Origin of the sequence: Pseudomonas sp. NPDC089422 (genome assembly GCF_044749405.1) — a bacterium.
Lineage (GTDB): Bacteria > Pseudomonadota > Gammaproteobacteria > Pseudomonadales > Pseudomonadaceae > Aquipseudomonas.
The window spans coordinates 169,224-193,886 of sequence record NZ_JBIVHW010000006.1 but is presented as its reverse complement, the minus strand read 5'-3'; the positions used below and the strand labels follow the sequence as shown (position 1 = coordinate 193,886).

Here is a 24,663-nt window from a genome sequence, read left to right as displayed (position 1 = left end):
CGGTGTCTGGCACCGGCTTTGCCGGTGTTCGCGGCTAAAGCCGCTCCCACAGTGGTTGGGGACGCAAAGCGCCCCAATTGATCAGAACGCGGTGCTGACCGTCAGCGACATGTTGCGCGGGTCACCGTAGATCGCCCCGGCGTAGAACCCGTACTGGGTGTAGTAGTGCTTGTCGAACAGGTTGTCGACATTGAGGCTCACCGTGGTGTCATCCGTGAGCTGGTACTTGGCCATGGCATTCCAGATCGCATAACCGGACCAGTTCACGTCGGTCGCCCCTGCACTCACGCCGTTCACCGGCTGCCCCGCCGGGCTGGAAATGGCGCGGATGTTGGTCTGCGCCTTCACCCCTGCACCCAGGGTCAGGCGGTCCAGCGGGCCAGACAGACGATAGGTGGTCGAGGCCTTGAACAGGTGCGACGGGTCACTGCGCCCGTCGCTGTCGACGCGGCGGAAGTGCAGGTAGGTATAACCGGCATAGACGTTCCAGTTCGGCGTCAGCGCACCGGCAATTTCCAGGTCGATCCCGTCGGTTTCCTGGCCAGTGCCGGCCTTGTAGGCATCACCACCGGTCGGCGTGGTCAGGCCGTCGTCTAGCACCGCCTTGTTCTGCTGCTTGGTACGGAAGTACGCCGCCGAGGCATTCAGGCGCCCGTCCAGCCACTCACCCTTGATACCGGTCTCGTAGCTCTGGCCCCGAATCGGCTCGACCTTGGTGCCGCTTTCGGTCTCGGCTGTCTGCGGGTTGAAGATGTCGGTGTAGCTGGCGTACAGCGAGTAGTGGTCGTTGAGGTCGTACACCGCGCCCAGGTACGGGGTGACGATGCCGTTGTTCTGCTGGTTGCTGCGCACGCCGGCGACACTGTTGGTAGTTGCCGAGTAATCGGTGGTGCGCACGCCGACGATCACCGACAACGGGTCGCTGATGCTCAGCCGGGTGGCCGCGTACATGCCCTGCAAGCGGGTGGTGGTCTTGCTGTGGCGGCCGGTGCGCGAGGCGATCATGTCGTAGTCGCTGTCCACGCCGTTGTGCCAGTCGGTGAGCGGGAAACCGTTGTTTGCGCGGAACTGGCAGCCCACCGACGGCGCGCTGACGCGGCCGTCGCTGACCATGGTGCAGCTGTATTCCGGCGACCAGGCCACGGTACGGCTGTCGTTGTAGCCGACCATCGCCTGGTGGGTGCGACCGAACAGCTGGAACGGGCCGGACAGGTCGATCTGCGCGGACTGCTGGGTGGTGTCGCTGGAGCTGTGCAGGCCGTTGAGCACTGCGCCGCTGCCGTCCTGATCCCAGTAGCCGCCGTAGCTGCCACGGCCGGCCGAGTTGACCTTGGCCAGGCCGCGGTGGTTGAGGACTTCGGCCGTGCTCTGGGCGACTTTCAGGTCGAGGCTCCAGTCGTTGTCGAAGTGGTGCTCCAACGAGCCGAAGGCGGTGCGGGTGGTGTACTCGCCGAAGCTCCAGCTCGGCACCACGTTGGTGCTGCGCGGCAAGTCGGTCTTGCTGCCGTCCTTGTACCAGATCGGGATGTTGGCGCCCCAGCCGCCACCGACCACCTTGTTGTATTCGTATTGGTAGCCGGCACCAATCGTGGTGGCATCGTCGATATCGAAGGCGAAGTTGGCCAGGGCGGCGCGCGAGCGTTCGGACTGGTTGTCGCGGAACGAGTTGGCGTCGCCCTGGGTCATTACCAAGCGCGAACGCAGGCGGCCGTCTTCGGACAGCGGCAGGTTGAGGTCGGCGCCCAGGCGGCGTTTATCCCAGCTGCCGTAGGTGGCGTAGGCACTGCCGCCAAAGGTCCTGGTGGGTGCCTTGCGGATCAGGTTGACGGTGGCCGATGGGTCACCGGTGCCACCGAGCAGGCCGTTGGCGCCGCGGACGATGTCGATGCGCTCGTACAGGTCCATGTTCAGCGCGTTGCCGCCACCGCTGAAGTCGGAACCGCCCTGGAACTGCAGGCCGTCGACCTTCCAGTTGCTGATCGAGTAGCCACGGGCACGGAAATCGGTGCGCCCACCCACTTCGGACTTGGTGGCGCTCACGCCTGGGGTCGTGTCCAGGGCCTGCTCGATGGAATGCACATCGCGGTCGTCCATCTGTTGGCGGGTGATGGTGGTGACCGACTGCGGCGTCTGCCGCGGGGTCAGCTTCAGGCCCGTGGAACTGCGGGTGCTTTCCACCGTGTAGCCGAGCTGGCCGGTTTCATCTGCGGACACCAGCGCACTGTCCTCGATCTGGGTGGCATCCAGTTCCAAAGGTTGGATTTCGGCTGCCAAGGCGCCGCCACTGATAGCGACGGCAACGAAGAAGGCAAGCGGGTGCAGGCGGCTGCCGCCCCGGACAACAGAAGTGAAGTCGTTCATGGCGCTCTTGTGATTCATTTGGGAAGGTTTCGTATTCGCAGATGATTTTTTGTTACGATTCTAGGGATCCGCCCTTTGGGCTCCATACCCGGCTTGTACGGGGATGTAATTGAACGTAACGAGCGCTGCCGGCCCTCCACGAACAGGTGTTTTCCCGATGAGCACAACCTTGCTGGTTGTCGACGATGACGACGAGATCCGCGAACTTCTCTGCGATTACCTTACCGATGCCGGCTATACCGTACTGGCGGCAGCAGACGGTGAAGGCATGCGTGAGCAACTGGCCGCGAGCAAGGTCGACCTGGTGGTACTCGACCTGATGCTGCCTGGCGAGGACGGCTTGAGCCTGTGCCGCCAGTTGCAAGCGACGCCGGGCCTGGCGGTGATCATGCTGTCGGCCAAGGGCAGCACCCTGGACCGCATCATCGGCCTGGAAGTGGGCGCCGACGACTACCTGGCCAAGCCCTTCGAACCGCGTGAGCTGATCGCCCGCATCAAGGCCGTGCTGCGCCGCCCGCAACGCCTGGATACCCCTGGCGAAGGGCCGGCCGCCGAAGCCCAGCGTTTCGCCGGCTTCAGCCTCGACCACGTCAAGCGCCTGCTGACCCGCCCCGACGGCGAAACCCTCACCCTGCCCCGCTCCGACTACCGGGTGCTGCGTGAACTGCTGGAGGCCAACAACCGCGTGGTCTCGCGCGATCAGCTGACACGCAGTGCGTTTGGCCGCGATCACCACCCCGACGATCGCTCGGTGGACATGTGCATCAGCCGCCTGCGCCAGCAACTGCGCCGTGCCCCGGCCGGCGATATCCAGATCCTGACCATCCGCAACGAAGGCTATCTGCTGAGCATCGCCCGCGCCGAGGCCGACAGCTGACATGCGTTGGCTCCGTCGTCTGTGGCCGCGCACGCTGTTTGGCCAGCTGCTGCTGATCATGGTCAGCGGCACGCTGCTGATCCAGTTGATGTCGAGCAGTATCTGGTTCGATGTGCGTTTCGCCCAGGTGCTGGAGGCGCCGATCCGGCTCATGGCCGCACGCAGCGCCCCGCTGATTGCCCAGGCCGATTGCCACACGGAACACCTGCAGGTACCGGCGCACTATCAGTTGCGTTGCGCCGAGAGCGAACCTGCGCAACAGGATGACCAGCGGCGCGAGCGCCGGCGCGTCGAGCTGTTGCTGCAACAGGCGCTCAAGTACGAACTGGGCCACCCGCAGGAAGTGCGCCTGCTGAAGGTGCAACTGACCGATCAACTGGGCCAGCCAATCGTCTGGCGCAGCCTGTTCGGCCTGCGCACCGCCCAGGCGCATGTCCAGTTCGCCGTGCCGTTGCCCGATGGCCATTGGCTGAGCATCGACGGCCAGGAACTGCAGGGCTGGAGCGGCGAGTCGGCGTGGGTGCTGATCAGCGACTACCTGCTGCGGGTCTATGCGCTGCGGATCGTCGCCGTGCTGCTGGTCTGCCTGATCGCGGTGCGCCTGTGCCTACGCCCGTTGCGGCGCCTGGCCGACGCCGCGCGCGGGCTGGGCAGCAACCTCGAACAGCCACCGCTGGCCCTGGACGGCCCCGAGGAAGTGCGCCAGGCCGCGCTGGCGTTCAACGCCATGCAGCAGCGCCTGATCGCCATGGTCAACGACAAGGCCTACTTCCTGGCTGCCGTGTCCCACGACTTGCGCACCCCACTGACGCGCATGCGCTTGCGCCTGGAGCGCTTGCCGGACGACGAGCAGCGCGAACGCCTGCGGCAGAACATCACCCAGATGGACAACATGATTGGCCAGGTGCTCGACTACCTGCGTGCCGGCGAGCAGCAGAACCTCCAGCAGGTCGACCTTGACCGCCTGGTGGCGCGGCTCTGTGAAGACCTCGCCAGCAGCGCCGAGCCTCTGCCCGTGCACGGCCGGGCTGGCAGCCTGCGGGTGGATGCCCTGTTGCTGCAACGCTGCCTGCAGAACCTGGTAGTGAATGCCCTGCGTTATGCCAAGGAGGTATCGGTGACGCTGGAAACCGCCATCACCGGCGTGTACATCCACATCGACGACCGCGGCCCCGGTATTGCGCCAGGCCTGCTGGCCACCATCACCGACCCGTTCGTGCGTGGCGAAGGGTCACGTAATCAGGCGTCCGGGGGCTATGGCCTGGGGCTGAGCATCGCCCAGCGCATCGCCAGCAGCCATGGCGGCGAACTGCTGCTGCGCAATCGCGATGGCGGCGGTTTGCGCGTCAGTGTATTGCTGCCCCGGTGATCCAGCCCCTCACGTTCAGGTAATAGTCTTTTACCAAAACCCCAGGTTTTCCCGACCCGGGGTTTGCCTATCCTAGGCCGCGTCATCCAGCCTGTGATGGACCCATGAAAGATTCGCTCCCCAGCCGTTATGCCTGCCTGGCCCTGTGCCTGCTGTTCACCTTCGCCAGTATCCCGTTCCTTGCCCAGCACAGTTGGCTGTGGCCACTGACGGTGGTTGCCGCCCTGCTCAGCCTGGTCGGCCTCAACGACTTGCGCCAGAGCCACCACGCGGTGCGGCGCAACTACCCGATCCTGGGCAATATCCGCTACCTGATCGAGACCATCCGCCCCGAGATCCGCCAGTACCTGATCGAAGGCGACGACGACAAGCTGCCGTTCTCCCGTTCACAGCGCTCGCTAGTGTATGCCCGGGCCAAGAACGAGAGCGCCGAGAAAGCCTTCGGCACGCTCAACGATGCCTACAAGCCCGGCTTCGAATTCATCAGCCACTCGATGCTGCCGGTCGCCACACCCGACCCGGCGTCGTTCCGCATTGCCATTGGCGGGCCGCAATGCCGCCTGCCCTACTCCGCGTCGATCTTCAACATCTCGGCCATGAGCTTCGGCGCACTCAGTGCCAACGCGATTGCCGCGCTCAACCAGGGCGCACGCCTTGGCCGCTTTGCCCATGACACCGGCGAGGGCAGCATCAGCCCTTACCACCGCGAGCACGGCGGCGACCTGATCTGGGAAATCGGCAGTGGCTACTTCGGTTGCCGCACCGAAGATGGCCGCTTCGACGCGCAACGCTTCGCCGAACAAGCGTGCAGTCCGCAGGTGAAGATGATCGAAATCAAGCTCAGCCAGGGCGCCAAGCCCGGCCACGGCGGGATTCTGCCGGCCCACAAGGTCAGCCCGGAAATCGCCGCCACCCGCGGCGTGCGCGTGGGTGAGGACTGCATCTCGCCTGCCGCCCACAGCGCATTCCGCACCCCAGTGGAGCTGCTGCACTTCGTCGCTAGCTTGCGCGAGCTGTCGGGCGGCAAGCCGGTGGGCTTCAAGTTCTGCCTGGGCCACCCGTGGGAATTCATGGGCATCGCCAAGGCCATGCTGGTGACCGGCATCACCCCGGACTTCATCGTCGTCGACGGCAAGGAAGGCGGCACCGGCGCGGCACCTCGGGAGTTCAGCGACAACATGGGCGTGCCCATGCGCGAGGGGCTGATGTTCGTGCACAACACCCTGGTCGGCCTGAACCTGCGCTCGAGCATCCGCATCGGCGCCGCGGGCAAGATCGTCAGCGCCTTCGATATCGCCAGCGTGCTGGCCATCGGTGCCGACTGGGTCAACTCCGCTCGCGGCTTCATGTTCGCCATCGGCTGCATCCAGTCGCAGAGCTGCCACACCAACAAGTGCCCGACCGGTGTCGCCACCCAGGACCCACTGCGCCAGCGTGCGCTGGTGGTGCCTGACAAGGCCGAACGGGTGGCCAGCTTCCATCGCAACACCCTGCACGCCCTGGCCGAAATGCTCGCGGCCGCAGGCCTGGAGCACCCTTCGGAGCTCAAGCCCAAGCACCTGGCGCGACGCATCAGCACCAGCGAGATCAGCCTGTTTTCCGACCTGCACCAATTCCTCAAGCCGGGCGAATTGCTCAGTGGCTCGATTGAAAGTGAGTTCTATGCACGGATGTGGCGGATGGCGCGCAGTGACAGCTTTGCGCCAGAGACGGGGGATGTTGCGGTAGCACCTGCAGCGGCCAGTGTGCGCCGCAAAGAAACAGCCCCGGCATAGGCCGGGGCTGTTTGAGACGCTCGGTCAGGATCAGAAGATGCTGATCGGGTACTCGACGAATACGCGGACTTCGTTGCCGTCGTCGTTGTAGCCGTTCTGCTGTACCGCGTTGTTGGTACGCAGCCAGGAACCACGCAGCTTGACCGACAGGTCCTTGGCCGGGCCGTCCTGCACGACGTAGCGCAGCTGGTTGAAGATTTCGCGCTCTTTACCTTCGCCGAAGCCGTGGGTGTTGATGTTGTCACCCGCCACGTAGGCGATCTTGTAGGTCAGGCCCGGCATGCCGAAGGCGCCGAAGTCCAGGCCGTAGGCGAGCTGCCAGGAGCGCTCGTCTTCGGCGTTGAAGTCGGACCAGTAGGAGTTGGCCAGGTAGATGGTCGAACCACCGTCACCCACGCCACCGCGGTCCTGGTACCAGCCGTAGTTGTAGCCGGTGCTGCCGGTGCTGCGCTGGTGCGCCAGAGTCACCGAGTGCGGGCCGAAGGCGTAGGTGGCCGCCAGGCTCCAGATGGTGTTTTCGTCACCGGTCAGCTCGGCTTTCTGGACGTACTTGCTGTTGATGTCCGACTTGTAGCCGTTGAAGTCCAGGGTCAGGGACTGGTCCGCCGCGATCGGGAAGACGTAGTTCATGCCCAGGTAGTGCTTCTTCATCACGTCTTCGATGTTCGACGTGTAGGCGGAAGCGGTGAAGTTGTCGGTGAACTTGTAGCTGCCACCGAACACATCGATCGACTTCAGGTGGCCGCTGTCGCGACCTTCAGCGCTCTTGCGCGCTTCCTCGGTGAAGTGACCGGCGTTCAGCTCCAGGCCTTCGATCTCCTTGGAGGTGATGAAGGTACCGGTGTAGCTCTCGGGCAGCAGGCGGCTGTCGTCGTACTGCAGCACCGGCAGCTCAGGCATCATGTCACCGTACTTGAGCACGGTGTTGGAGACGCGGAACTTGATGGCAGCGCCACCGCGGGCCAGGTTGTGCGGCGAGTTCTTCGGGTCGCTGTCGCTGGCCTTGAAGAAGTCGATGCCGGCAGCGCCGTTGCGGCCTTTGCCGCCATCCAGGCGCATGGCATACAGGCCGAAGGCGTCAACGCCCACGCCAACGGTGCCCTGGGTGAAACCGGAAGAGAATTTGCCGATGAACGCCTGGCCCCATTCGCTCTGGTCGTTCTTGCCGTGCTTCTTGTCACGGTTGATGTACGCGTTGCGCAGCAGAACGTTGGCGTGGCTGTCCTCGAGGAAGCCCTTGCTGTCGGCCTGATCGTTGGCCTGGGCCTGGGTCGCGGCGATCATCGCCAGGGCGACCAGGCTGATCCTGGTTTTCAACATGTTGTTTTCCTTATTTCTAAATCAAAAACGCTTTGCACCATTACGCCAGGAACCAACGCCCCTTCGTAGGTTCGACGCTGTGCGGATCCGAACTGAAAAGCCCGCCGACAGTAGGTGTGGCGGGCTTTGAGCAGCAGCATGGCCAGTCGTGGCCAGCAAGCGTTGGCCGAATCCTAGCTGTGTGCGATTACAAATGTCAAAAAGTCGTGAATTGCAGGTTGATATAACCAATTTCACTGTCGTGACTGGTGCATTTCCATGCCACTTGAAGCAATCGGCAGGCATTTTGTCTTCCGTGGGAACTTTCTGCATCAAACTGTGGAAAAGCGACATTTACAAACTGATACATATGTAAAGACAAGTCTTTACAAATACTCGAGCGGCAGTAAATAACAAGCATTACCATTCGCGCTTATTTTTCATTTACCTCAGCCGGATGTCCGATGCTCGTCCCCAATCGCCTGCCCTTCCTTGGCCTTGGCCTGTCACTGTTGATCAGCCCCAGCCTGGCCAGCGCCACCAGCACCACACTGCCCGAACTCTCGGTGACTGCCGAGAGCGAGCGCGAAGAAGACAACCCACAGGTCAAGGAAGTCAGCACCGCGACCCGTACGTCGACGCCGGTGCGCTATGTGCCGCAAGCCATCGACACGGTGAAGACCTCCAACGTCATGAACTACGGCAGCAATACGCTGGGCAAGGCCCTGGAGGGCATTCCCAACGTCAGCAGCGGTGCCGATACGCGCTTCGACAGCATCCGTATTCGTGGTTTCGAGGCCAGCAACGACTTCTATCTGGACGGCATCCGTGACGACAGCCAGTACATTCGCGACCTGCATAACATCGAGCGGGTCGAAGTACTCAAAGGGCCAGCCGCCGTGCTTTATGGCCGTGGCAGCCAGGGCGGCATCGTCAACCGGGTGAGCAAGGCGCCAGAGCGTGGACGGCGCTCGTCGGTCGAAGCCCAGGGTGGCAGTGAAGACCTGCGCAGCCTGTATGCCGACCTCAGTGCCGACCCCAGCGACACCATCAGCTTGCGCCTGAACATGGGCAACCAGGACAACAACAGTTTCCGCGATGGCATCGACGGTAGCCGTCAACTGTTCGCGCCATCGATGAGCTGGCAGCTTTCACCCGACCTCAACTGGCTGGTGCAGTACGAGTACAGCCGCTACAACCGCACGCCTGACCGTGGCATTCCCGGTGTCGACGGGCGCCCGGCCGATGTCGGCCGCAGCACCACCTATGGCGACACCCAGCGCGACTACATCGATGACCGTGCGCAATCGCTGCGCGCTCGGCTGAACTACCAGCTCGACGAAACCTGGCAATTGCGCCACACCCTAGGCCTGTTCAAGCTCGACAGCGAGTTCGACAACACCTACCTGACCGGCTACAACGCCAGCAACCAGACGGTAACCCGCCAGCGTTGGCAACAGGACCTGAACACCCGCAATCTGTTCAACAACCTGGAAGCCGAAGGTGATTTCGCCACCCTTGGCCTGGAGCACAAGCTGTTGGTCGGGCTGGAGTTCGGCAATCAGCGCCGTGACCCGACGCTGTACACCGCCGCGCCGGTCTCGGCCGGGGGCAGCCCGGTCCCCAGCCTGAATGTCTACAACCCCGACCGCAGCCTGCAGCACAATGGCCGCATGGTGGTGTCGAGCAATAACCACACCGTGGTCGACAGCCGCGGGCTCTACCTGCAGGACCAGATCCGCCTGAATGGCCAATGGCAATTGCTGGCCGGGGTGCGTTTCGACCAGTTCGAGGTAGAGACCACCAACAAGGTCCGCAACCTGTCCGAGAAACAGGACAGCAATACCACCAGCCCGCGCCTGGGGGTGGTCTACACACCCTGGCGCGACCACGCCTTCTACGCGTCGTGGAGCAAGACATTCTCGCCCGTGGGCGGCGGTTTGATCGGTATTACTCCAGGCGCGCCGGGCAACGGCAACGACACCAGCCCGGAGCTGACCCGGCAGAAAGAGATCGGTGTGAAGAGCGACTGGCTGGACGAACGCTTGAGCACCACCCTCGCCATTTATGAACTGGAGCTCTACAACCGCCGCACCCGCGACCCGAACAACCCGGAGATCACCCTGCTCAGCGGCCTGCAACGCTCACGCGGCATCGAACTGACGGCCACCGGCAATATCGTCGGCAACTGGTACGTGCGCGGCGGCATTGGCTTGCAGGATGCCACCATCGTCAAGGACAACAACGGCCAGGAAGGCAATCGCATCAACGATGTGGCCAAACGCAACGCCAGCCTGTTCGTGACCTGGAAACCAGAACTGGGCTGGTATGCCGAGACCGGGCTGACGCTGGTCGGCGAACGCTACGCCGACAACCAGAACACCACGGTATTGCCAGGCTATGGCCGTTGGGATGCGCTGGCAGGGTTCCGCACCCATGACTGGGATGTGCGGGCAGCGCTGAGCAACATCACCGACAAGACCTACTACAGCTCGGCGACCAGTGCCGCGCAGATCCAGGTCGGCGACCCGCGCAGCCTGGTGGTGACCGGTACTTACCGTTTCTGATCAACCGTCTGCGCCTTGCACAAACGAAAACGCCACCGCAATTGCGGTGGCGTTCTTCATGGGGCGGGCTCCTGCCCTGGTCAGTGCCAGACCCCCAGCAGCGCATCCAGCTCAGCATCGCTGATCAGCCCTTGAGGATAGCGGCCGTCAAGCAGACGTCGTGGGTCGGTCGTCCTGACCCGTTTGCCTCCATGGTGTTTCAACCACTGCGCCACAACCGCGAGCGATTGGTGATTGACTGCCGATGGGCGCAAAGCCGTCTCACTTGCTGCGTTCATGTCCACACGTACTCCCTGGGCCCGTGAGCGGCTAATCTACGTCGTGATTGTTACAGAACGGTGTGCCCGGCCTGCCTGGGTAACTCCCTGAAAAACAATACAAAACATATGCCATCCAGGCTTCCGGATATCGTCCGGGCAAAAAAAAGCCCGTCATCCGACGGGCTTCTTCGTGTGGCCTGTATCAGCGCTTGACCGGTGCCGGCTGCTGCTGGGTCAGGCAGTGGATGTTGCCACCGCCGAGCAGCAGCTCACGGCCCGGGATCATCACCACTTCGTGACCCGGGAAGACCTTGGCCAGAATCGCTCTGGCCTGGGCATCTGCCGGGTCATTGAAGCTCGGTGCGATGATGCCGCCGTTGACGATCAGGAAGTTCACGTACGAACCGGCCAGGCGCACCGACGGGTCGCGCTCCTGGCTACCGGCCACCTGATCGACACCCGCGCATTCTTCTTCAGTGGCAAACAGCGGGCCGGGGATCGGCATCTTGTGCACCACGAACTCGCGGCCTTTGGCGTCACGGGTGTTTTTCAGCACCTCGTAGGCGGCGTGGCAACGGGCGTAGTTGGGGTCGTTGGAATCATCGGTCCAGGCCAGTAACACTTCGCCTGGGCTGACGTAACAGCAGAAGTTGTCGACGTGGCCGTCGGTTTCGTCGTTGTACAGGCCATCGGGCAGCCAGACGATGGTTTCCACCGCCAGCTGCTCGCGCAGGATCTCTTCGATCTGCTCGCGGTTCAGGTGCGGGTTGCGGTTGCGGTTGAGCAGGCACTCTTCGGTGGTGATCAGGGTGCCTTCGCCATCGACGTGGATCGAACCGCCTTCAAGCACGAAGCCTTCGGTGTGGTAGCGCTGGCAGCGCTCCATTTCCAGCACCTTGGCTGCCAGTTCCTCATCACGGTTCCACGGCGCATACAGGCCACCGTCGAAGCCGCCCCAGGCGTTGAAGCCCCAGTCCACGCCGCGCACTTCACCGTGGTCGTTGATCACGAAGGTCGGGCCGGTGTCGCGCACCCAGGCGTCATCGTTGCTGATTTCCACCACACGGATGTTCGGCAGGTCGAGCTGGCGACGGGCGTTTTCGTACTGACCGGCGGAAACGGCCACCGTGACCGGCTCGAAACGGGCGATTGCCTTGGCCAGGGTGACATGCGCTGCCTGGGCTGGCTTGCCGCCCAGGCGCCAGTTATCCGAACGCTCCGGCCAGACCATCCAGACCTGGCTTTGCGGGGCCCATTCGGCGGGCATGTGGAAACCGTCGGCGCGGGGGGTGGAGTTGAGGGTCTTCATGGGTAACCTCTGCAAAGGCACTGGGCCGATGGTCGATGGATAGCAAGTGAATGTGACATTTCCGACGGTGCAGGATGCCCGGCGGTATTGGCTAGTTTATAACCGATACATATCGACTTTAGAAGCCTAGTGAATGGCAAAATGTTAACAAATATCTATTTTTTGTCGATATAGATCGATAAGCGGTCGACCACAATCTCACCGGACTCGACGTTCTCTATAATCTGTTTGCGCAGGCTGCATCTGCATGCCAAAAAGCCTCAAGATGAAACCTGTTTCATCTTTCTACTGGGGAAGCCGGACTTGCGGCCGATAACCCGGTGCGAAGATGAAATCGACCGGTGGGCGCGTGCTGGCTCACCGCCAGCCGATCTAGGCTCAGGTTGCCAAGACGGCGGACTTAGAGCGGACCTTTCAAGGTCGGACCTTCAGCACACTGACCGAAGAATTTCCATGAACATCATAGCGACCGAGATACCCGACGTAGTCATCATCGAACCGAAGGTCTTCGGCGATAGCCGTGGCTTTTTCTTCGAAAGCTTCAATGCCCGCGAATTCAAGAAACAGACCGGGTTCGATGGCCATTTTGTCCAGGACAACCATTCGCGCTCCCAGCGCGGCGTGCTGCGCGGCCTGCATTACCAGATCGACAACCCGCAGGGGAAACTGGTGCGCGTGGTGCAGGGCGAAGTGCTGGACGTGGCCGTGGACATCCGCCGCAGCTCGCCGTACTTCGGCCGCTGGGTGGCCCGGCACCTTACCGCCACCGACCACCTGCAGTTCTGGATCCCGCCGGGGTTCGCCCATGGTTTCCTGGTGCTGAGCGAAACAGCCGACTTCCTGTACAAGACCACCGACTACTACAACCCCGCCGCCGAGCGCTCGATCCGCTGGGACGACCCTGATCTGGCCATTGACTGGGGCGTGGAGAACCCGATCCTGTCAGCCAAGGACCAGGCGGCCGTGCTGTTGAAAGACGCGGACCTGTTCCCATGAAGATTCTCGTCTGTGGCCACCATGGCCAGGTCGCTCAGGCACTGCAGGCGCAGTTGGCCGGGCTCGGCGAAGTGCACCTGCTTGGCCGTGACCAACTGAACATGGCCAACCCCGAGGCGCTGCGCGCGCCACTGCGGCGCCTGACCCCGCAGTTGATCATCAACGCCGCCGCCCATACCGCGGTGGACCAGGCCGAAAGCGAATCGGACCTGGCCTTTGCAATCAACGCAGAAAGCCCGCGGGTTCTGGCCGAAGAAGCGGTGCGCCTGGGAGCGCCGCTGATTCACTACTCCACCGACTATGTCTTCGATGGCGAAAAGGCCTTGCCCTACACCGAGCTCGACCGCCCCAACCCGCTGGGGGTCTACGGCCGCAGCAAACTGGCCGGGGAGCAGGCCATTGCCGCAGTGGATGGCGAACACCTGATTCTGCGCACCAGCTGGGTGTATTCGCTGTACGGGCGCAATTTCCTGCTGACCATGCAACGCCTGCTGCAGGAAAAACCACAGCTGCGCGTGGTCGACGACCAGATCGGCGCCCCCACCTGGGCCACGACCATCGCCGTCGCCACCCGGGAGCTCATCGAGCGCTGGCAAGCCGGGCAGCGCGGCGCCTGGGGCACCTATCACCTGGCCGCCCAGGGCGAAACCTCCTGGTTCGGCTTCGCCCAGGCCATCGGCGAACAGCTCAAGGCACGCGGCCTGCCCTGTGCCGAGCTGCTGCCGATCCCCTCCAGCGAGTACCCGACCCCAGCACGTCGCCCAGCCAACTCACGCCTGGACTGCTCGCGCCTGGCCCGTGAGTGGGACGTGCACCTGCCGCACTGGCAGCAAGCGCTGATCGACTGCCTCAAGTAGCGCATAATTGCGCCAGACCCCTCTGGCGCACTTACGCGATGATTGCAAAACCCACGCCCCCTCGCCGTCCCCGCTGGCGCAGCCTGGCCCTGCTGGCCCTGTGCCTGGCGCCACTGCTGTGGCCACTGCACCATCTGGCCGAGCGCTACTACCAGGATGAGCTGGCCTCGCAGAACCGCCAGACCCTCGACCTGTACGTCGCCAACCTGCTCGGTACCCTGCACCGCTACGAAACCCTGCCGCAGATCCTCGGCGACCTGCCGGCACTGCGCGGCGTGCTGGCCGACCCGTTCCGCCTCGAGGCGGTCACCAACGCCAACCGCCTGCTCAAGGACATCGTCCAGCAGACCGGCGCCGAGGTGATGTACCTGATGGACGTCAGTGGCAACACCCTGGCCGCGTCCAACTGGGACAAGCCGGACAGCTTCGTCGGCCGCAACTTCTCCTTCCGCCCGTATTTCATCGAAGCCATGGCCGGCCGCCTGGGTCGCTTCTTCGGCCAGGGCACAACTTCGGCCAAACGCGGCTACTTCTTCGCTGCCGCTGTGCGCGACCGCGAGCGCATCGTTGGCGTGCTGGTGGTCAAGGTCGACCTGGACCATACCGAAACCCTCTGGGGCCGTACCCCCGAGCAGCTGCTGCTGACCGACCACAACGGCGTGGTGATCCTTACCTCGCGCCCCGACTGGCGCTTTCGCGCCACCCGTGAGCTGACCGACGCCGAGCGCCAGGCGATCATCGCCATCCAGCCCTACCCGACCCAGGCCCCGCAACCGCTGGTGCTGAACCAGGACGCCTGGCTCACCCAGACCCGCGACATCAAGGAAACCGGCTGGCAGGTGAGCATCCTCGCCCCGCGCCTGTTGGTCGACCGCTCGGTGCAGACGGTCATGGCCATCGGCGCCGGCGCGCTGCTGGTGCTGATGCTGTTCGCCGGCCTGGTGATGCAGCGGCGTCGCCATTACATCGACCGCATCGGCTTCGAGGCCCGTGGCCGCCAAGAGCTGGAAAAGCGCGTGGCCGAGCGTACCGCCGCCCTCGAAGGCCTCAACACCCGGCTGAAAAGCGCCGTGCTCGAGCGCGAAAATGCCCAGCAGGAACTGGTCCGCGCCCAGGATGAACTGGTCCAGGCCGGCAAGCTGTCGGTGCTCGGTACCATGTCGGCAAGCATCAGCCACGAGCTCAACCAACCCTTGGCCGCGATCCGCAGCTACGCCGAGAACGCCGAAATCCTGCTCGACCATCAACGCACCGAGGACGCCCGCGGCAACCTCAAGCTGATTGGCGAACTGACCGGGCGCATGGCGTCGATCATCGCCCACCTGCGCGCCTTCGCCCGTCGCGACCGCCACGCCCCGGAAAGCGTGGCCCTGCAACCGGCACTGGATGATGCCCTGGCCCTGTTGGCCAAGCGCCGTCGGGCAATGGCCGTGGAGCTGATCCGCGACCTGCCCGAGGCCACCCTGTGGGTGCAGGCCGGTGAAACCCGCCTGCGCCAGGTGCTGGGCAACCTGCTGGCCAACGCCCTCGACGCCCTGACGGAAAAGGCCAACCCACGGCGCCTGTGGCTGAGTGCCGAAAGGCACGATGACTACGTCTACCTGTACATTCGCGACAACGGCCCGGGCTTCAGCCGCCAGGCCCTGGAGCACGCCAAGGAGCCGTTCTTCACCACCAAGACCCGCACCCAGGGCCTGGGCCTGGGCCTGGCCATCTGCGAAAGCCTGATGCGCACGCTGGGCGGTGAACTGCTGCTGGCCAACCACCCTGAAGGTGGCGCCCTGCTCACCCTGCAACTGCGCGTGGCCGCACCTGGCGCTACCTTGCCCACTTCGGAGGACCCCTCGGCATGACGACCGAGCCTTACATCGACAGCCAGGCCCAGGTGATCCTGGTCGACGACGACCCACACCTGCGTCAGGCCCTGAGCCAGACCCTCGACCTGGCCGGGCTCAAGGTCGTTGCCCTGGCTGACGCCCAAGGCCTGGCCGAGCGCATCGAGCCCGACTGGCCGGGCGTGGTGGTCAGCGATATTCGCATGCCAGGCATCGATGGCCTGCAGCTGCTGGAGCAGTTGCACGGTCGCGACAGCGAACTGCCGGTGCTGCTGATCACCGGCCACGGCGATGTGCCGCTGGCGGTGCAGGCCATGCGCGCGGGCGCCTACGACTTCCTGGAAAAGCCCTTCGCCAGCGACGCCCTGCTCGACAGCGTGCGCCGCGCCCTGGCCCTGCGCCGCCTGGTGCTGGACAACCGCAGCCTGCGCCTGGCCCTGAGCGACCGCCAGCAGCTGGCCACCCGGCTGGTCGGCCACTCACCGTCGATGCAGCGCCTGCGTGAGCAGATCGGCGCCCTGGCAGGCACCCGTGCCGACGTGCTGATCCTCGGTGAAACCGGTGCCGGCAAAGAGGTGGTCGCCCGCGCCCTGCACGACCTGTCCAGCCGCCGCGATGGGCCGTTCGTGGCCATCAACGCCGGCGCACTGGCCGAGTCGGTGGTCGAAAGCGAGCTGTTCGGCCACGAGCCGGGCGCCTTCACCGGTGCGCAGAAGCGCCGCATCGGCAAGTTCGAGTTCGCCAACGGCGGCACGCTGTTCCTCGACGAGATCGAGAGCATGAGCCTGGATGTGCAGGTGAAGCTGCTGCGCCTGTTGCAGGAGCGGGTGGTCGAGCGACTCGGTGGCAACCAGCTCATCCCGCTGGATATCCGCATCATCGCGGCCACCAAGGAAGACCTGCGCACCTCTGCCGACCAGGGCCGCTTCCGCGCCGACCTCTACTACCGGCTGAACGTGGCGCCGCTGCGTATTCCTCCTTTGCGCGAGCGCGGTGACGACATCCTGGTGCTGTTCCAGCACTTCGCCGATGCCGCCAGCCAGCGCCATGGCCTGCCACCTCACAGCCTGCAACCGGCCCAGCGGGCCATGCTGCTGCGCCATGACTGGCCGGGCAACGTGCGCGAACTGCAGAACGCTGCCGAACGTTTTGCCCTGGGCCTGGAGCTGGCCCTCGATGGCCAGGCACCGCCTGCTGCGCAAGCCGCGACGCCGATTTTGCTGGGCAATCTCAGCGATCAGGTCGAGCAGTTCGAACGCTCACTGATCGCCGCCGAACTGGCCCAGCCCCACAGCTCCATGCGCAGCCTCGCCGAAGCCCTCGGCATCCCGCGCAAGACCCTGCACGACAAGCTGCGCAAGCACGGCCTGCATTTCGAAGGCGGTAGCAGCGGCAGCGACGACCACGAGGAAAACCGCCCATGAGTTCCGATAGCCAATACCTGCAGTCCGTGCTGCACGGCGACATTCCGCTAACCCGTGAGATGGGCCTGGAAGTCATCGATTGGCAAGCCCAGACCCTGCGCCTGCAACTGCCGCTGGCGGCCAACGTCAACCACAAGAGCACCATGTTCGGCGGCAGCCTGTACTGCGCTGCGGTGCTGGTGGGATGGGGCTGGCTGCACTTGCGCCTGCGCGAACTGGGCATCGATGACGGGCATATCGTCATCCAGGAAGGCCAGATCAACTACCCGCTGCCGGTGACCGGCGCGGCGGTGGCGCGTTGCGCGGCGCCGGACGAAAAGACCTGGGAGCGGTTCCTGACCCTGTACCAGCGCCGCGGCCGGGCCCGGCTGACGCTGGCGACCACTGTCAGCAACGCCGGCAGCGACGAGCCTGCCGTCACCTTCAGCGGCCAATACGTCCTGCACCGCTAACAAGGCTGGCACGATCCCTGTGAGTGCTTCAGATCAGGTCGAGGAAGGCCTGGCGCCAGGCCGCCTTGGCAGGCAAAGCCAGGAAGAACGGATTGAGCAGCGACTCACGCGCCGGGTAGCGGAACGGCTGGCCATCCACCTCGATCACCTCGCCACCAGCACCTTCCAGCACGCCCTGCGCCGCCGCCGTGTCCCACTGCGAAGTCGGCGCCAGGCGCGGGTAGCAGTCAGCGCTGCCCTCGGCCAGCAGGCAGAATTTCAGCGAGCTGCCGATATTCGCCAATTCAAGCTCACCCACAGCAGCACTCAGGCTTGCCAGCAGTGCCTCCTGTTGCGGGCTGGAATGACGACGGCTGGCCAGCACGGTGAAACGGCCATCGGCAGGCGGCGCATTGCGCACTTGAACAGACAGCGCCTCGGCAGCCCCTTCAGAGCGCCAGGCGCCCAGGCCGCGACCACCGAAATAGCAGCGCCCGTTGGTCGGCATCGACACCACGCCAAACACCACCTCGCCGTTCTCGACCAGAGCGATGTTGACGGTGAATTCCTCACTGCCGGCGATGAACTCCTTGGTGCCGTCGAGCGGGTCGACCAGCCACCAGCGGCTCCAGCCCTGGCGCTCGGCCAGCGGAATATCGCAGTCTTCTTCGGAGAGCACCGGAATTTGCGGCGCCAGCGCCAGCAAGCCATCGGCAATGACCCGATGCGCAGCCAGGTCAGCGGCCGTCACCGGTGAATCGTCGGCCTTGTTGGTCACCGCCACGTCGGCGCGCCAGAACGGCAAAATGGCCTCGCCGGCCAACTGGGCGAGCTTGACCACTTCGTGCATCAGTTGCAGGTCGTTCATGCTTCGAGCAGCCCCCGCTGGATCAACAGGTCACGGGCCAGGTACAACGCCGCCAACGCCCGCCCCTCGGTGAACTGAGGGTGCATGGCCAGGGCCGAAAGCTCGCGCAGGTTGACCTTGTCGACCCGCATCGGCTCCGGCTCGTCGCCCTCCAGGCGCTCCTCGTAAAGGTCGCTGGCCAGCACCACCTGGATCTTCTGGCTCATGTAGCCAGGCGACAGCGACAGCTCGGTCAGGTGCTCCAGCTGGCGAGCACCAAAGCCGGCTTCTTCCTTGAGCTCACGGTCGGCGGCGGCCAGCACGTCCTCACCCGGCTCGATCAGGCCTTTGGGCAACGACAGCTCGTATTCGTCGGTGCCGCCGCAGTATTCCTCCACCAGCACCGCGTGCTCGGCGTCGAGCATGGCCACGATCATTACCGCGCCGTAGCCGTTGCCACGGCCGACCAGGCGCTCATAGGTGCGCTCGTTGCCATTGCTGAAGCGCAGCTGCACGGCCTCGACCCGGAACAGGCGGCTGCTGGCGACGATCTCGCGACTGAGGACGGTGGGTTTCTGGCGCATGGGGCGGCTCCTTGGCGTGAACGGGTTACTATACCGTGGCTTGCCGACTGATCGAGAGTTTCCCATGCCTGTTCTTCCCTGGTCTGCCATCGATACCGTCCTGCTGGACATGGACGGTACCCTGCTCGACCTGCACTACGACAACCGCTTCTGGCTCGACCACCTGCCCCAGCGCTACGCCGAGCTGCACGGGGTCAGCCGGGCCATGGCAGAAATGGAGCTGCAGCCGCTGTTCGAGCGCAACGCCGGCACCCTCAACTGGTACTGCCTGGACTTCTGGAGCCGTGAGCTGAAATTGCCGATTCGTGAGCTCAAGCGCGAAATCGCCGACCTGATCGCCCTGCGGCCGGATGCCGATACGTTCCTGGCAGCGATCCGCCAGGCGGGCAAGCGCGTGGTGATGATCACCAATGCCCACCGCGATTCACTGTCTCTGAAGCTGGAGCGGGTGGAGCTGGCGCCGTATTTCGAACGGCTGATCAGTTCGCACGATTACGGTTACCCGAAGGAAAACGCGCAGTTCTGGGACGCCTTGCAGGCGGATATCGGCTTTGACCCGCAGCGCAGCCTGTTCATCGATGACACCCTGGCCATCCTGCGCAGTGCGCGGCGCTTTGGCGTGGGGCACCTGCTGGCGGTGCGCCAGCCGGACAGCAAGGCGCAGCCGCGCGATACCGAGGAGTTTGCGGCGGTCGAGGACTACCGGGATCTGCTGGTAGGCCTGTAAGGGCCCTTCGCGGATAAATCCGCTCCTACACAGATTCGCATCGCCTGTAGGAGCGGATTTATCCGCGATGAGGCCGGACCAGCCTGCATAGATCAGTCAGGAATACGCAGCACCTGCCCCGGATAGATCTTGTCCGGGTGCTTGAGCATCGGCTTGTTGGCCTCGAAAATCTTGTTGTACAGGCCCGCATTTTTATATTCAACCAACGCTATGGCCGACAACGTGTCACCCTTTTTCACGGTGACGAACCTTGCCGCCGCCACCACCGGCCCGGTCACGGTGATCTGGTCATCGACGCTGGCCACCCCCTTGATGTTGCCGGCGGCAAGAATGATCTTCTCTTTCTCCTCCTGGCTGGCCACCTCGCCCTTGAGAATGACCTTGTCACCCTCTACAGTGGCCGAGATGTTCGGGTTGCCCAGGCCGACACTTTCCACGTGTTTCTTCAGCTGCTCTTCGGCATTGGCGTTGCCGGGAGTCAGCAGGTCGATCAACTTCTCGCCGGCTTCCTTCACGAAACTGAACAGGCTCATGACGCGCTCCTTGTTGACGTAAACCTCGGAGCCAGGAGTCTAGGCCAGCATTGCCCTGCCCGCCCCTCTGCGACCAATCGACGCGGTCTATCAAGGCATAGACCCTAGCGATTAGACGCGCCCGGCCCGTCGGCCTAGGCTGGTGCTATCAAATAGCCGCCGGTTATCTCGCCCGATGCAAAGCAAACCTCCGGTCTGCGCGGCCTCGACGCCTCTGGCCTTGCCCGCCGCCAGCAACACCTACGACTACGTCCAGCTCAACGACGGCGAACGCACCTGCACGCCACTGGCCGAAGAAGTTGCCCTGGCCATTGCCTACAACGGCCTGAACCAGGCCGTCATGCTGGTCAGCCCCACCGACCTGGAAGATTTCGCGGTCGGTTTCAGCGTTGGCAGCGGCATTGTCGAAGGCACGTCGGAAATCTATGACCTGAAACTCTCCGGCAGCGGCTCGGCGATGTACGCCGACCTGGAGATCTCCAGCCGTGCATTCTGGAACCTCAAGAACCAGCGCCGCCAGCTGGCCGGTACCAGCGGTTGTGGCCTGTGCGGGGTGGAAGCCCTGGAACAGGCGCTGCCGGAACTGAACGCATTGCCTGGCGCACCGTTGCCGCCGGCGCACTGGCTGGCGGGCCTGCGCGAGCGCATCGATGCATTCACGCCGCTGGGCCAGCACTGCGGCGCCGTGCATGCCGCGCTGTTCATGAACGCCCAGGGCGAATTGCTGATGGGCCGCGAAGACATCGGCCGGCACAACGCCCTCGACAAGCTGATCGGCGCCCTGCTGCGCCAAGGCATCAGCACCGAGGGCGGCCTGGCCATCGTCACCAGCCGCTGCAGCCTGGAGCTGATCCAGAAGGTGCTGCGCGCCGGCATCCAGACCCTGGTCAGCCTCTCGGCGCCCACCGGCCTTGCCCTGCAATGGGCACGCAAGCACAACCTCAACCTCATTCATCTGCCCAAACACAGTGCACCGCGGGTCTACAGCCCAGCGGCGGAGTCGTAACAGTCGTGACCTCGTACCAGCAACTCCCGGACAACGCCCCAGCCTCCACCCCTCGCTACCAGCCCTACCACGGCCCCGCCGGTGGTTGGGGCGCGCTGCGCAGCGTGGCCAAGGCCTGGGTCGGCAGCGACAACGCGCTGAAGAACCTCCGCGCCCTGCTCAAGACCAACCAGAACGGCGGCTTCGACTGCCCCGGCTGCGCCTGGGGCGATTCGCCCGAAAGCGGCATGGTCAAGTTCTGCGAGAACGGCGCCAAGGCGGTCAACTGGGAGGCCACCAAACGCCGCGTCGATGCGGCATTCTTCGCGCGCTACAGCGTCAGCGCGCTGCTGCAGCAGAGTGACTACTGGCTTGAATACCAGGGCCGCCTGACCGAGCCGATGGTCTACGACCCACAGAGTGATCGCTACCAGCCGATCGCCTGGGATGCCGCCTACGCCCTGATCGCCCGTGAACTGAACAAGCTGGCCAGCCCCGACCAGGCCGAGTTCTACACCTCCGGCCGCGCCAGCAACGAAGCGGCCTACCTGTATCAGCTGTTCGTGCGCGCCTACGGCACCAACAACTTCCCCGACTGCTCGAACATGTGCCACGAGGCCAGCGGTGTGGCCTTGGGCCAGAGCGTCGGGGTCGGCAAGGGCACTGTCACCTATGACGACTTCGAGCATGCCGATGCGATCTTCGTCTGGGGCCAGAACCCGGGCACCAACCACCCGCGCATGCTCGACCCGCTGCGCGACGCGGTAAAACGTGGCGCCCAGGTGGTCTGCGTCAACCCGCTCAAGGAGCGTGGCCTGGAACGCTTCCAGCACCCGCAGAACCCGCTGGAGATGCTGACCAACAGCGACCGCCCGACCAACACCGCGTTCTTCCGCCCGGCGCTGGGCGGCGACATGGCGTTGCTGCGCGGCATGGCCAAGTTTGTCTTGCAATGGGAGCGCGAAGCCCAGGCCAACGGCGAGCCGGCAGTCTTCGACCATGTATTCATCGCCGAGCACGGCCATGGTGTGGAGGAGTACCTGGCTGCGGTGGACGCCACCTCCTGGGAGCACATCCAGGCGCAATCCGGCCTGACGCTGGCCGACATCGAGCTGGCGGCACGCATGTACTGCCGTGGCAAGCGGGTGATCATGTGCTGGGCGATGGGCATTACCCAGCATCGCCATTCGGTGCCGACCATCCAGGAAATCGTCAACCTGCAGATGCTGCGCGGCAACCTTGGGGTGCCGGGCGCCGGCCTGTGCCCGGTACGTGGCCACAGCAACGTGCAAGGCGACCGCACCATGGGCATCAACGAGCGCCCGCCAGCGGCCCTGCTCGATGCCATCGAACAGCGCTTCAACTTCGCGGTACCGCGGCATAACGGCCACAACACTGTCGAGGCGATCCACGCCATGCTCGATGGCCGTTCGAAAGTGTTCATCGGCCTTGGCGGCAACTTCGCCCAGGCCACCCCGGACACCGAACGCACCGCACAGGCCCTGCGCAACTGCGAACTCACCGTGCACATCAGCACCAAGCTCAACCGCAGCCATCTGATCCACGGCAAGCAAGCATTGATCCTGCCGTGCCTGGGTCGCACCGACATCGACCTGCAGGCCGATGGGCCGCAGGCAGTCACTGTGGAAGACTCGTTCAGCATGGTCCACGCCTCCAACGGCCAGCTCAAGCCGCTGTCGCCCCAGATGCGCTCGGAGCCTGCCGTAGTCGCCGGCATCGCAGCCGCTACCCTGGGCAAGCACCCGGTGGACTGGCACTGGCTGGTGGCCGATTACGCGCGTATCCGCGACCTGATCGGCGACACCATTGCCGGCTTTGCCGACTTCAACCAGCGCCTGGCCCATCCGGGCGGTTTCTACCTGGGCAACAGCGCCGCCAGCCGTCAGTGGAAAACCACCACGGGCCGCGCCAACTTCAAGGCCAACCTGCTGCCCGATACCCTGCTCGACGAGCGCGTTCGCGCCAGCGGCCAGTTGCCGGACCTGATCATGCAGTCGATGCGCTCCCACGATCAGTACAACACCACCATCTACGGCCTGGACGACCGCTACCGCGGTGTACGCGGCCAGCGCGATGTACTGTTCGCCAACGAGGCCGACATCATCCGCCTGGGCTTCCAGCCAGGGCAGAAGGTCGACATCGTCTCGTTGTGGGGGGATGAGCATGTGCGCCGTGTGCAGGGCTTCACATTGCTGGCCTTCGACATCCCTGCCGGGCAGGCAGCGGCGTACTATCCGGAAGTGAACCCGCTGATTCCGCTGGAAAGCATCGGCGACGGCAGCCATACGCCGACGTCCAAGTTCGTGGCGATCAAGCTGGAACGCGCCCGGGACGACGGCCGGATCCTGTAAGCAGAAACGCCTCGGCAAAAACCAAAAAAGCCCTGAACCGCGAGGTCCAGGGCTTTGTCACAATAAGCTCAGACAAGCGAAAAACGATAAAGTTTCATAGCAAATACAGTAACTTAGAGAATTGTGTACAACTCGTGTTACTCGTCGGATTTTCGTTGCCAGCCGCCCTCCGTAGCCTCAAATTCGCGTCGTCATCCCTATGAGGCTCTCTTGATGAAGAAGTACTCCTCGATTCTGTTGTTGTCTTTCAGCTTGCTCAGCGGCGTTGCCATGGCAGGCGGCAATACCGAGGCTGGCATTGGCGGCGCATTGGGTGGGGTACTCGGCTCCGTAGTGGGCAACTCCATCGGTGGTAGCACCGGCGGTGCCATTGGTGCCGGTCTGGGCGGTGCGGCCGGCGGTGCCCTGGGTGCCGACAAGCGCCAGCGTGGCGAGGCCGCCATCGGTGGCGCCCTGGGCGCTGCAGGCGGTAACGTGGTAGGTCGCTCGATGGGCGGCACCACCGGTAGCTACATCGGTGCAGCCGCAGGCGGCGGTGCGGGTGGTGCGCTGGGTAACTACATGGGCAACAAGGCCGATGAAGACGAGCGCCATGACGACCGTCGCTACCGTCGTGACTACGACGACCGTCGCCACTACGACCGCGGCCGCCACTATGGCCACCGCAAGCACCGTCACTGGCGTGACTGATACCTGGGGCCAAGCCCACGGGTAAAAAGAGCCCTGCCCTCACCGGCAGGGCTTTTTCATGCCTGCGGATCGAGCTGCAGGCCGGCCAGGATCACCTGCAACGTCTCGGGCAACGGCACTGGCCTGCCGCTGGTGCGCTCGATGAATACCTGCACCACCCTGCCGGCCGCACATGCATCCGTTTCTCCCGGGCGATACAACGCCAGGCGGTACTCCACCGTACTGCCTGCCAGCCGTGTCACGCCCAGCCCCACCTCCAGCACATCCGGAAAGCCCGGCAAGGCGAAGAAGTCCGCCGCCGAGCTCACCACGAAGGCTGCCAGTTCGCCGTCGCGCAGGTCCAGGTCGGCCTGTTCGACGAGGAAGGCCTGGATCGCGGTTTCGAAGAAGCCATGCACGGTAGCGCCGGCGATGTGGCCGTTGACATCGTTGTCCTGGGGGCGGGTGAGGATCGGGTGGAAATGGGAGAAGGCCGTGCGGCTGGGGGATTCGGTCATCTGGTAGGCCCGTGTCTTGGCAGTGGATGCAGACAGTGAAACAGAAATTCCAGTTTTTGACTGCCCAC

At 64.1% G+C, this 24,663-nt stretch carries 21 protein-coding genes; 13 read left to right on the top strand and 8 right to left on the bottom strand.

Features of this window, described 5'->3' with window-relative positions; genetic code table 11:
• Positions 1-81: 81 nt before the first annotated feature.
• Positions 82-2,361 (bottom strand): TonB-dependent siderophore receptor, encoded by a 2,280-nt coding sequence (locus tag ACIPZ8_RS13435; protein ID WP_400723696.1) that lies wholly within the window; start codon positions 2,359-2,361, stop codon positions 82-84.
• 157 nt (positions 2,362-2,518) lie between these two features.
• Between ACIPZ8_RS13435 and ACIPZ8_RS13430 the strand changes: the two genes are divergently transcribed.
• The 3 genes from ACIPZ8_RS13430 to ACIPZ8_RS13420 all read left to right on the top strand — a co-directional run bounded on the left by ACIPZ8_RS13430 (position 2,519) and on the right by ACIPZ8_RS13420 (position 6,382).
• A complete protein-coding gene (locus ACIPZ8_RS13430) occupies positions 2,519-3,238 on the top strand; it encodes a response regulator (RefSeq protein ID WP_400723693.1) in 720 nt (239 codons plus the stop codon).
• A gap of 1 nt (position 3,239) precedes the next feature.
• Positions 3,240-4,607 (top strand): ATP-binding protein, encoded by a 1,368-nt coding sequence (locus tag ACIPZ8_RS13425; protein WP_400723690.1) that lies wholly within the window; start codon positions 3,240-3,242, stop codon positions 4,605-4,607.
• A gap of 104 nt (positions 4,608-4,711) precedes the next feature.
• Positions 4,712-6,382: an FMN-binding glutamate synthase family protein gene (locus ACIPZ8_RS13420; RefSeq protein ID WP_400723687.1), complete on the top strand. Its 1,671-nt coding sequence runs from the start codon at positions 4,712-4,714 to the stop codon at positions 6,380-6,382.
• Positions 6,383-6,412: 30 nt separating this feature from the next.
• Here the strand turns inward: ACIPZ8_RS13420 and ACIPZ8_RS13415 are convergent, their stop codons facing one another.
• On the bottom strand, positions 6,413-7,702 hold the full coding sequence (locus tag ACIPZ8_RS13415; RefSeq protein WP_400723684.1) for an OprD family porin: 1,290 nt from the start codon (positions 7,700-7,702) through the stop codon (positions 6,413-6,415).
• A gap of 443 nt (positions 7,703-8,145) precedes the next feature.
• Here ACIPZ8_RS13415 and ACIPZ8_RS13410 point away from each other — a divergent pair, with 443 nt between their 5' ends.
• Positions 8,146-10,248 carry a TonB-dependent receptor gene (locus tag ACIPZ8_RS13410; RefSeq protein ID WP_400723681.1) on the top strand — a complete coding sequence of 701 codons (2,103 nt, stop codon included), beginning with the start codon at positions 8,146-8,148 and terminating at the stop codon, positions 10,246-10,248.
• An 80-nt stretch (positions 10,249-10,328) separates the two neighbouring features.
• Here the strand turns inward: ACIPZ8_RS13410 and ACIPZ8_RS13405 are convergent, their stop codons facing one another.
• Both ACIPZ8_RS13405 and aguA read right to left on the bottom strand, forming a co-directional pair.
• Positions 10,329-10,526 carry a hypothetical protein gene (locus ACIPZ8_RS13405; RefSeq protein WP_400723678.1) on the bottom strand — a complete coding sequence of 66 codons (198 nt, stop codon included), beginning with the start codon at positions 10,524-10,526 and terminating at the stop codon, positions 10,329-10,331.
• Positions 10,527-10,710: 184 nt separating this feature from the next.
• Positions 10,711-11,817, bottom strand: coding sequence for an agmatine deiminase (gene aguA, locus ACIPZ8_RS13400; protein WP_400723675.1), 1,107 nt, complete (start codon positions 11,815-11,817; stop codon positions 10,711-10,713).
• Between the two features lie 453 nt (positions 11,818-12,270).
• Between aguA and rfbC the strand changes: the two genes are divergently transcribed.
• Genes rfbC through ACIPZ8_RS13375 form a run of 5 tightly spaced genes read left to right on the top strand, consistent with a single transcriptional unit; the run spans position 12,271 to position 17,381 of the window.
• A complete protein-coding gene (gene rfbC / locus ACIPZ8_RS13395) occupies positions 12,271-12,813 on the top strand; it encodes a dTDP-4-dehydrorhamnose 3,5-epimerase (protein ID WP_400723672.1) in 543 nt (180 codons plus the stop codon).
• Complete coding sequence (gene rfbD / locus ACIPZ8_RS13390) at positions 12,810-13,670, top strand: dTDP-4-dehydrorhamnose reductase (protein WP_400723669.1); 861 nt, start codon at positions 12,810-12,812, stop codon at positions 13,668-13,670. The genes rfbC and rfbD overlap by 4 nt, the downstream gene beginning before the upstream one ends.
• 38 nt (positions 13,671-13,708) lie before the next feature.
• Entirely contained in the window at positions 13,709-15,523 is a 1,815-nt protein-coding gene (locus ACIPZ8_RS13385) for an ATP-binding protein (RefSeq protein WP_400723666.1), read from the top strand.
• On the top strand, positions 15,520-16,929 hold the full coding sequence (locus ACIPZ8_RS13380) for a sigma-54-dependent transcriptional regulator (RefSeq protein WP_400723663.1): 1,410 nt from the start codon (positions 15,520-15,522) through the stop codon (positions 16,927-16,929). The genes ACIPZ8_RS13385 and ACIPZ8_RS13380 overlap by 4 nt, the downstream gene beginning before the upstream one ends.
• Positions 16,926-17,381, top strand: coding sequence for a YiiD C-terminal domain-containing protein (locus tag ACIPZ8_RS13375; protein WP_400723660.1), 456 nt, complete (start codon positions 16,926-16,928; stop codon positions 17,379-17,381). Before ACIPZ8_RS13380 ends, ACIPZ8_RS13375 begins: the two co-directional genes overlap by 4 nt.
• Positions 17,382-17,409: 28 nt before the next feature.
• Here the strand turns inward: ACIPZ8_RS13375 and cysQ are convergent, their stop codons facing one another.
• Both cysQ and nudE read right to left on the bottom strand, forming a co-directional pair.
• The gene (cysQ, locus tag ACIPZ8_RS13370; protein WP_400723657.1) at positions 17,410-18,228 is read right to left on the bottom strand and encodes a 3'(2'),5'-bisphosphate nucleotidase CysQ; all 819 of its coding nucleotides are present in this window, start codon (positions 18,226-18,228) and stop codon (positions 17,410-17,412) included.
• Positions 18,225-18,791, bottom strand: a complete 567-nt coding sequence (nudE, locus tag ACIPZ8_RS13365; RefSeq protein WP_015268611.1) for an ADP compounds hydrolase NudE — start codon at positions 18,789-18,791, stop codon at positions 18,225-18,227. The genes cysQ and nudE overlap by 4 nt, the downstream gene beginning before the upstream one ends.
• A gap of 64 nt (positions 18,792-18,855) precedes the next feature.
• On the opposite strand from nudE, the gene yrfG reads away from it, so the two are divergent.
• The gene (gene yrfG / locus ACIPZ8_RS13360) at positions 18,856-19,518 is read left to right on the top strand and encodes a GMP/IMP nucleotidase (RefSeq protein WP_400723654.1); all 663 of its coding nucleotides are present in this window, start codon (positions 18,856-18,858) and stop codon (positions 19,516-19,518) included.
• A 92-nt stretch (positions 19,519-19,610) separates the two neighbouring features.
• Here the strand turns inward: yrfG and lysM are convergent, their stop codons facing one another.
• A complete protein-coding gene (gene lysM / locus ACIPZ8_RS13355) occupies positions 19,611-20,051 on the bottom strand; it encodes a peptidoglycan-binding protein LysM (RefSeq protein ID WP_400723651.1) in 441 nt (146 codons plus the stop codon).
• Between the two features lie 175 nt (positions 20,052-20,226).
• On the opposite strand from lysM, the gene fdhD reads away from it, so the two are divergent.
• The 3 genes from fdhD (at position 20,227) to ACIPZ8_RS13340 (ending at position 24,098) form a co-directional block, all read left to right on the top strand.
• On the top strand, positions 20,227-21,057 hold the full coding sequence (gene fdhD, locus ACIPZ8_RS13350) for a formate dehydrogenase accessory sulfurtransferase FdhD (RefSeq protein WP_400723648.1): 831 nt from the start codon (positions 20,227-20,229) through the stop codon (positions 21,055-21,057).
• A gap of 5 nt (positions 21,058-21,062) precedes the next feature.
• The gene (locus ACIPZ8_RS13345) at positions 21,063-23,408 is read left to right on the top strand and encodes an FdhF/YdeP family oxidoreductase (protein WP_400723645.1); all 2,346 of its coding nucleotides are present in this window, start codon (positions 21,063-21,065) and stop codon (positions 23,406-23,408) included.
• Between the two features lie 213 nt (positions 23,409-23,621).
• Complete coding sequence (locus tag ACIPZ8_RS13340) at positions 23,622-24,098, top strand: glycine zipper domain-containing protein (RefSeq protein WP_079230437.1); 477 nt, start codon at positions 23,622-23,624, stop codon at positions 24,096-24,098.
• Between the two features lie 56 nt (positions 24,099-24,154).
• Here ACIPZ8_RS13340 and ACIPZ8_RS13335 read toward each other — a convergent pair whose 3' ends face one another.
• Positions 24,155-24,595: an acyl-CoA thioesterase gene (locus tag ACIPZ8_RS13335; protein WP_400723642.1), complete on the bottom strand. Its 441-nt coding sequence runs from the start codon at positions 24,593-24,595 to the stop codon at positions 24,155-24,157.
• Positions 24,596-24,663: the final 68 nt, after the last annotated feature.

Excerpts from the sequence above, each read along its gene's own strand:
- aguA (WP_400723675.1), bottom strand. The coding sequence starts at position 11,817 with ATGAAGACCCTCAACTCCACCCCCCGCGCCGACGGTTTCCACATGCCC.
- ACIPZ8_RS13425 (WP_400723690.1), top strand. The coding sequence starts at position 3,240 with ATGCGTTGGCTCCGTCGTCTGTGGCCGCGCACGCTGTTTGGCCAGCTG.
- ACIPZ8_RS13430 (WP_400723693.1), top strand. The coding sequence starts at position 2,519 with ATGAGCACAACCTTGCTGGTTGTCGACGATGACGACGAGATCCGCGAA.
- ACIPZ8_RS13405 (WP_400723678.1), bottom strand. The coding sequence starts at position 10,526 with ATGAACGCAGCAAGTGAGACGGCTTTGCGCCCATCGGCAGTCAATCAC.
- ACIPZ8_RS13410 (WP_400723681.1), top strand. The coding sequence starts at position 8,146 with ATGCTCGTCCCCAATCGCCTGCCCTTCCTTGGCCTTGGCCTGTCACTG.
- rfbD (WP_400723669.1), top strand. The coding sequence starts at position 12,810 with ATGAAGATTCTCGTCTGTGGCCACCATGGCCAGGTCGCTCAGGCACTG.
- lysM (WP_400723651.1), bottom strand. The coding sequence starts at position 20,051 with ATGAGCCTGTTCAGTTTCGTGAAGGAAGCCGGCGAGAAGTTGATCGAC.
- rfbC (WP_400723672.1), top strand. The coding sequence starts at position 12,271 with ATGAACATCATAGCGACCGAGATACCCGACGTAGTCATCATCGAACCG.
- ACIPZ8_RS13415 (WP_400723684.1), bottom strand. The coding sequence starts at position 7,702 with ATGTTGAAAACCAGGATCAGCCTGGTCGCCCTGGCGATGATCGCCGCG.
- fdhD (WP_400723648.1), top strand. The coding sequence starts at position 20,227 with ATGCAAAGCAAACCTCCGGTCTGCGCGGCCTCGACGCCTCTGGCCTTG.
- cysQ (WP_400723657.1), bottom strand. The coding sequence starts at position 18,228 with ATGAACGACCTGCAACTGATGCACGAAGTGGTCAAGCTCGCCCAGTTG.
- ACIPZ8_RS13340 (WP_079230437.1), top strand. The coding sequence starts at position 23,622 with ATGAAGAAGTACTCCTCGATTCTGTTGTTGTCTTTCAGCTTGCTCAGC.
- ACIPZ8_RS13435 (WP_400723696.1), bottom strand. The coding sequence starts at position 2,361 with ATGAACGACTTCACTTCTGTTGTCCGGGGCGGCAGCCGCCTGCACCCG.
- ACIPZ8_RS13335 (WP_400723642.1), bottom strand. The coding sequence starts at position 24,595 with ATGACCGAATCCCCCAGCCGCACGGCCTTCTCCCATTTCCACCCGATC.
- nudE (WP_015268611.1), bottom strand. The coding sequence starts at position 18,791 with ATGCGCCAGAAACCCACCGTCCTCAGTCGCGAGATCGTCGCCAGCAGC.
- ACIPZ8_RS13380 (WP_400723663.1), top strand. The coding sequence starts at position 15,520 with ATGACGACCGAGCCTTACATCGACAGCCAGGCCCAGGTGATCCTGGTC.
- ACIPZ8_RS13385 (WP_400723666.1), top strand. The coding sequence starts at position 13,709 with ATGATTGCAAAACCCACGCCCCCTCGCCGTCCCCGCTGGCGCAGCCTG.
- yrfG (WP_400723654.1), top strand. The coding sequence starts at position 18,856 with ATGCCTGTTCTTCCCTGGTCTGCCATCGATACCGTCCTGCTGGACATG.
- ACIPZ8_RS13420 (WP_400723687.1), top strand. The coding sequence starts at position 4,712 with ATGAAAGATTCGCTCCCCAGCCGTTATGCCTGCCTGGCCCTGTGCCTG.
- ACIPZ8_RS13375 (WP_400723660.1), top strand. The coding sequence starts at position 16,926 with ATGAGTTCCGATAGCCAATACCTGCAGTCCGTGCTGCACGGCGACATT.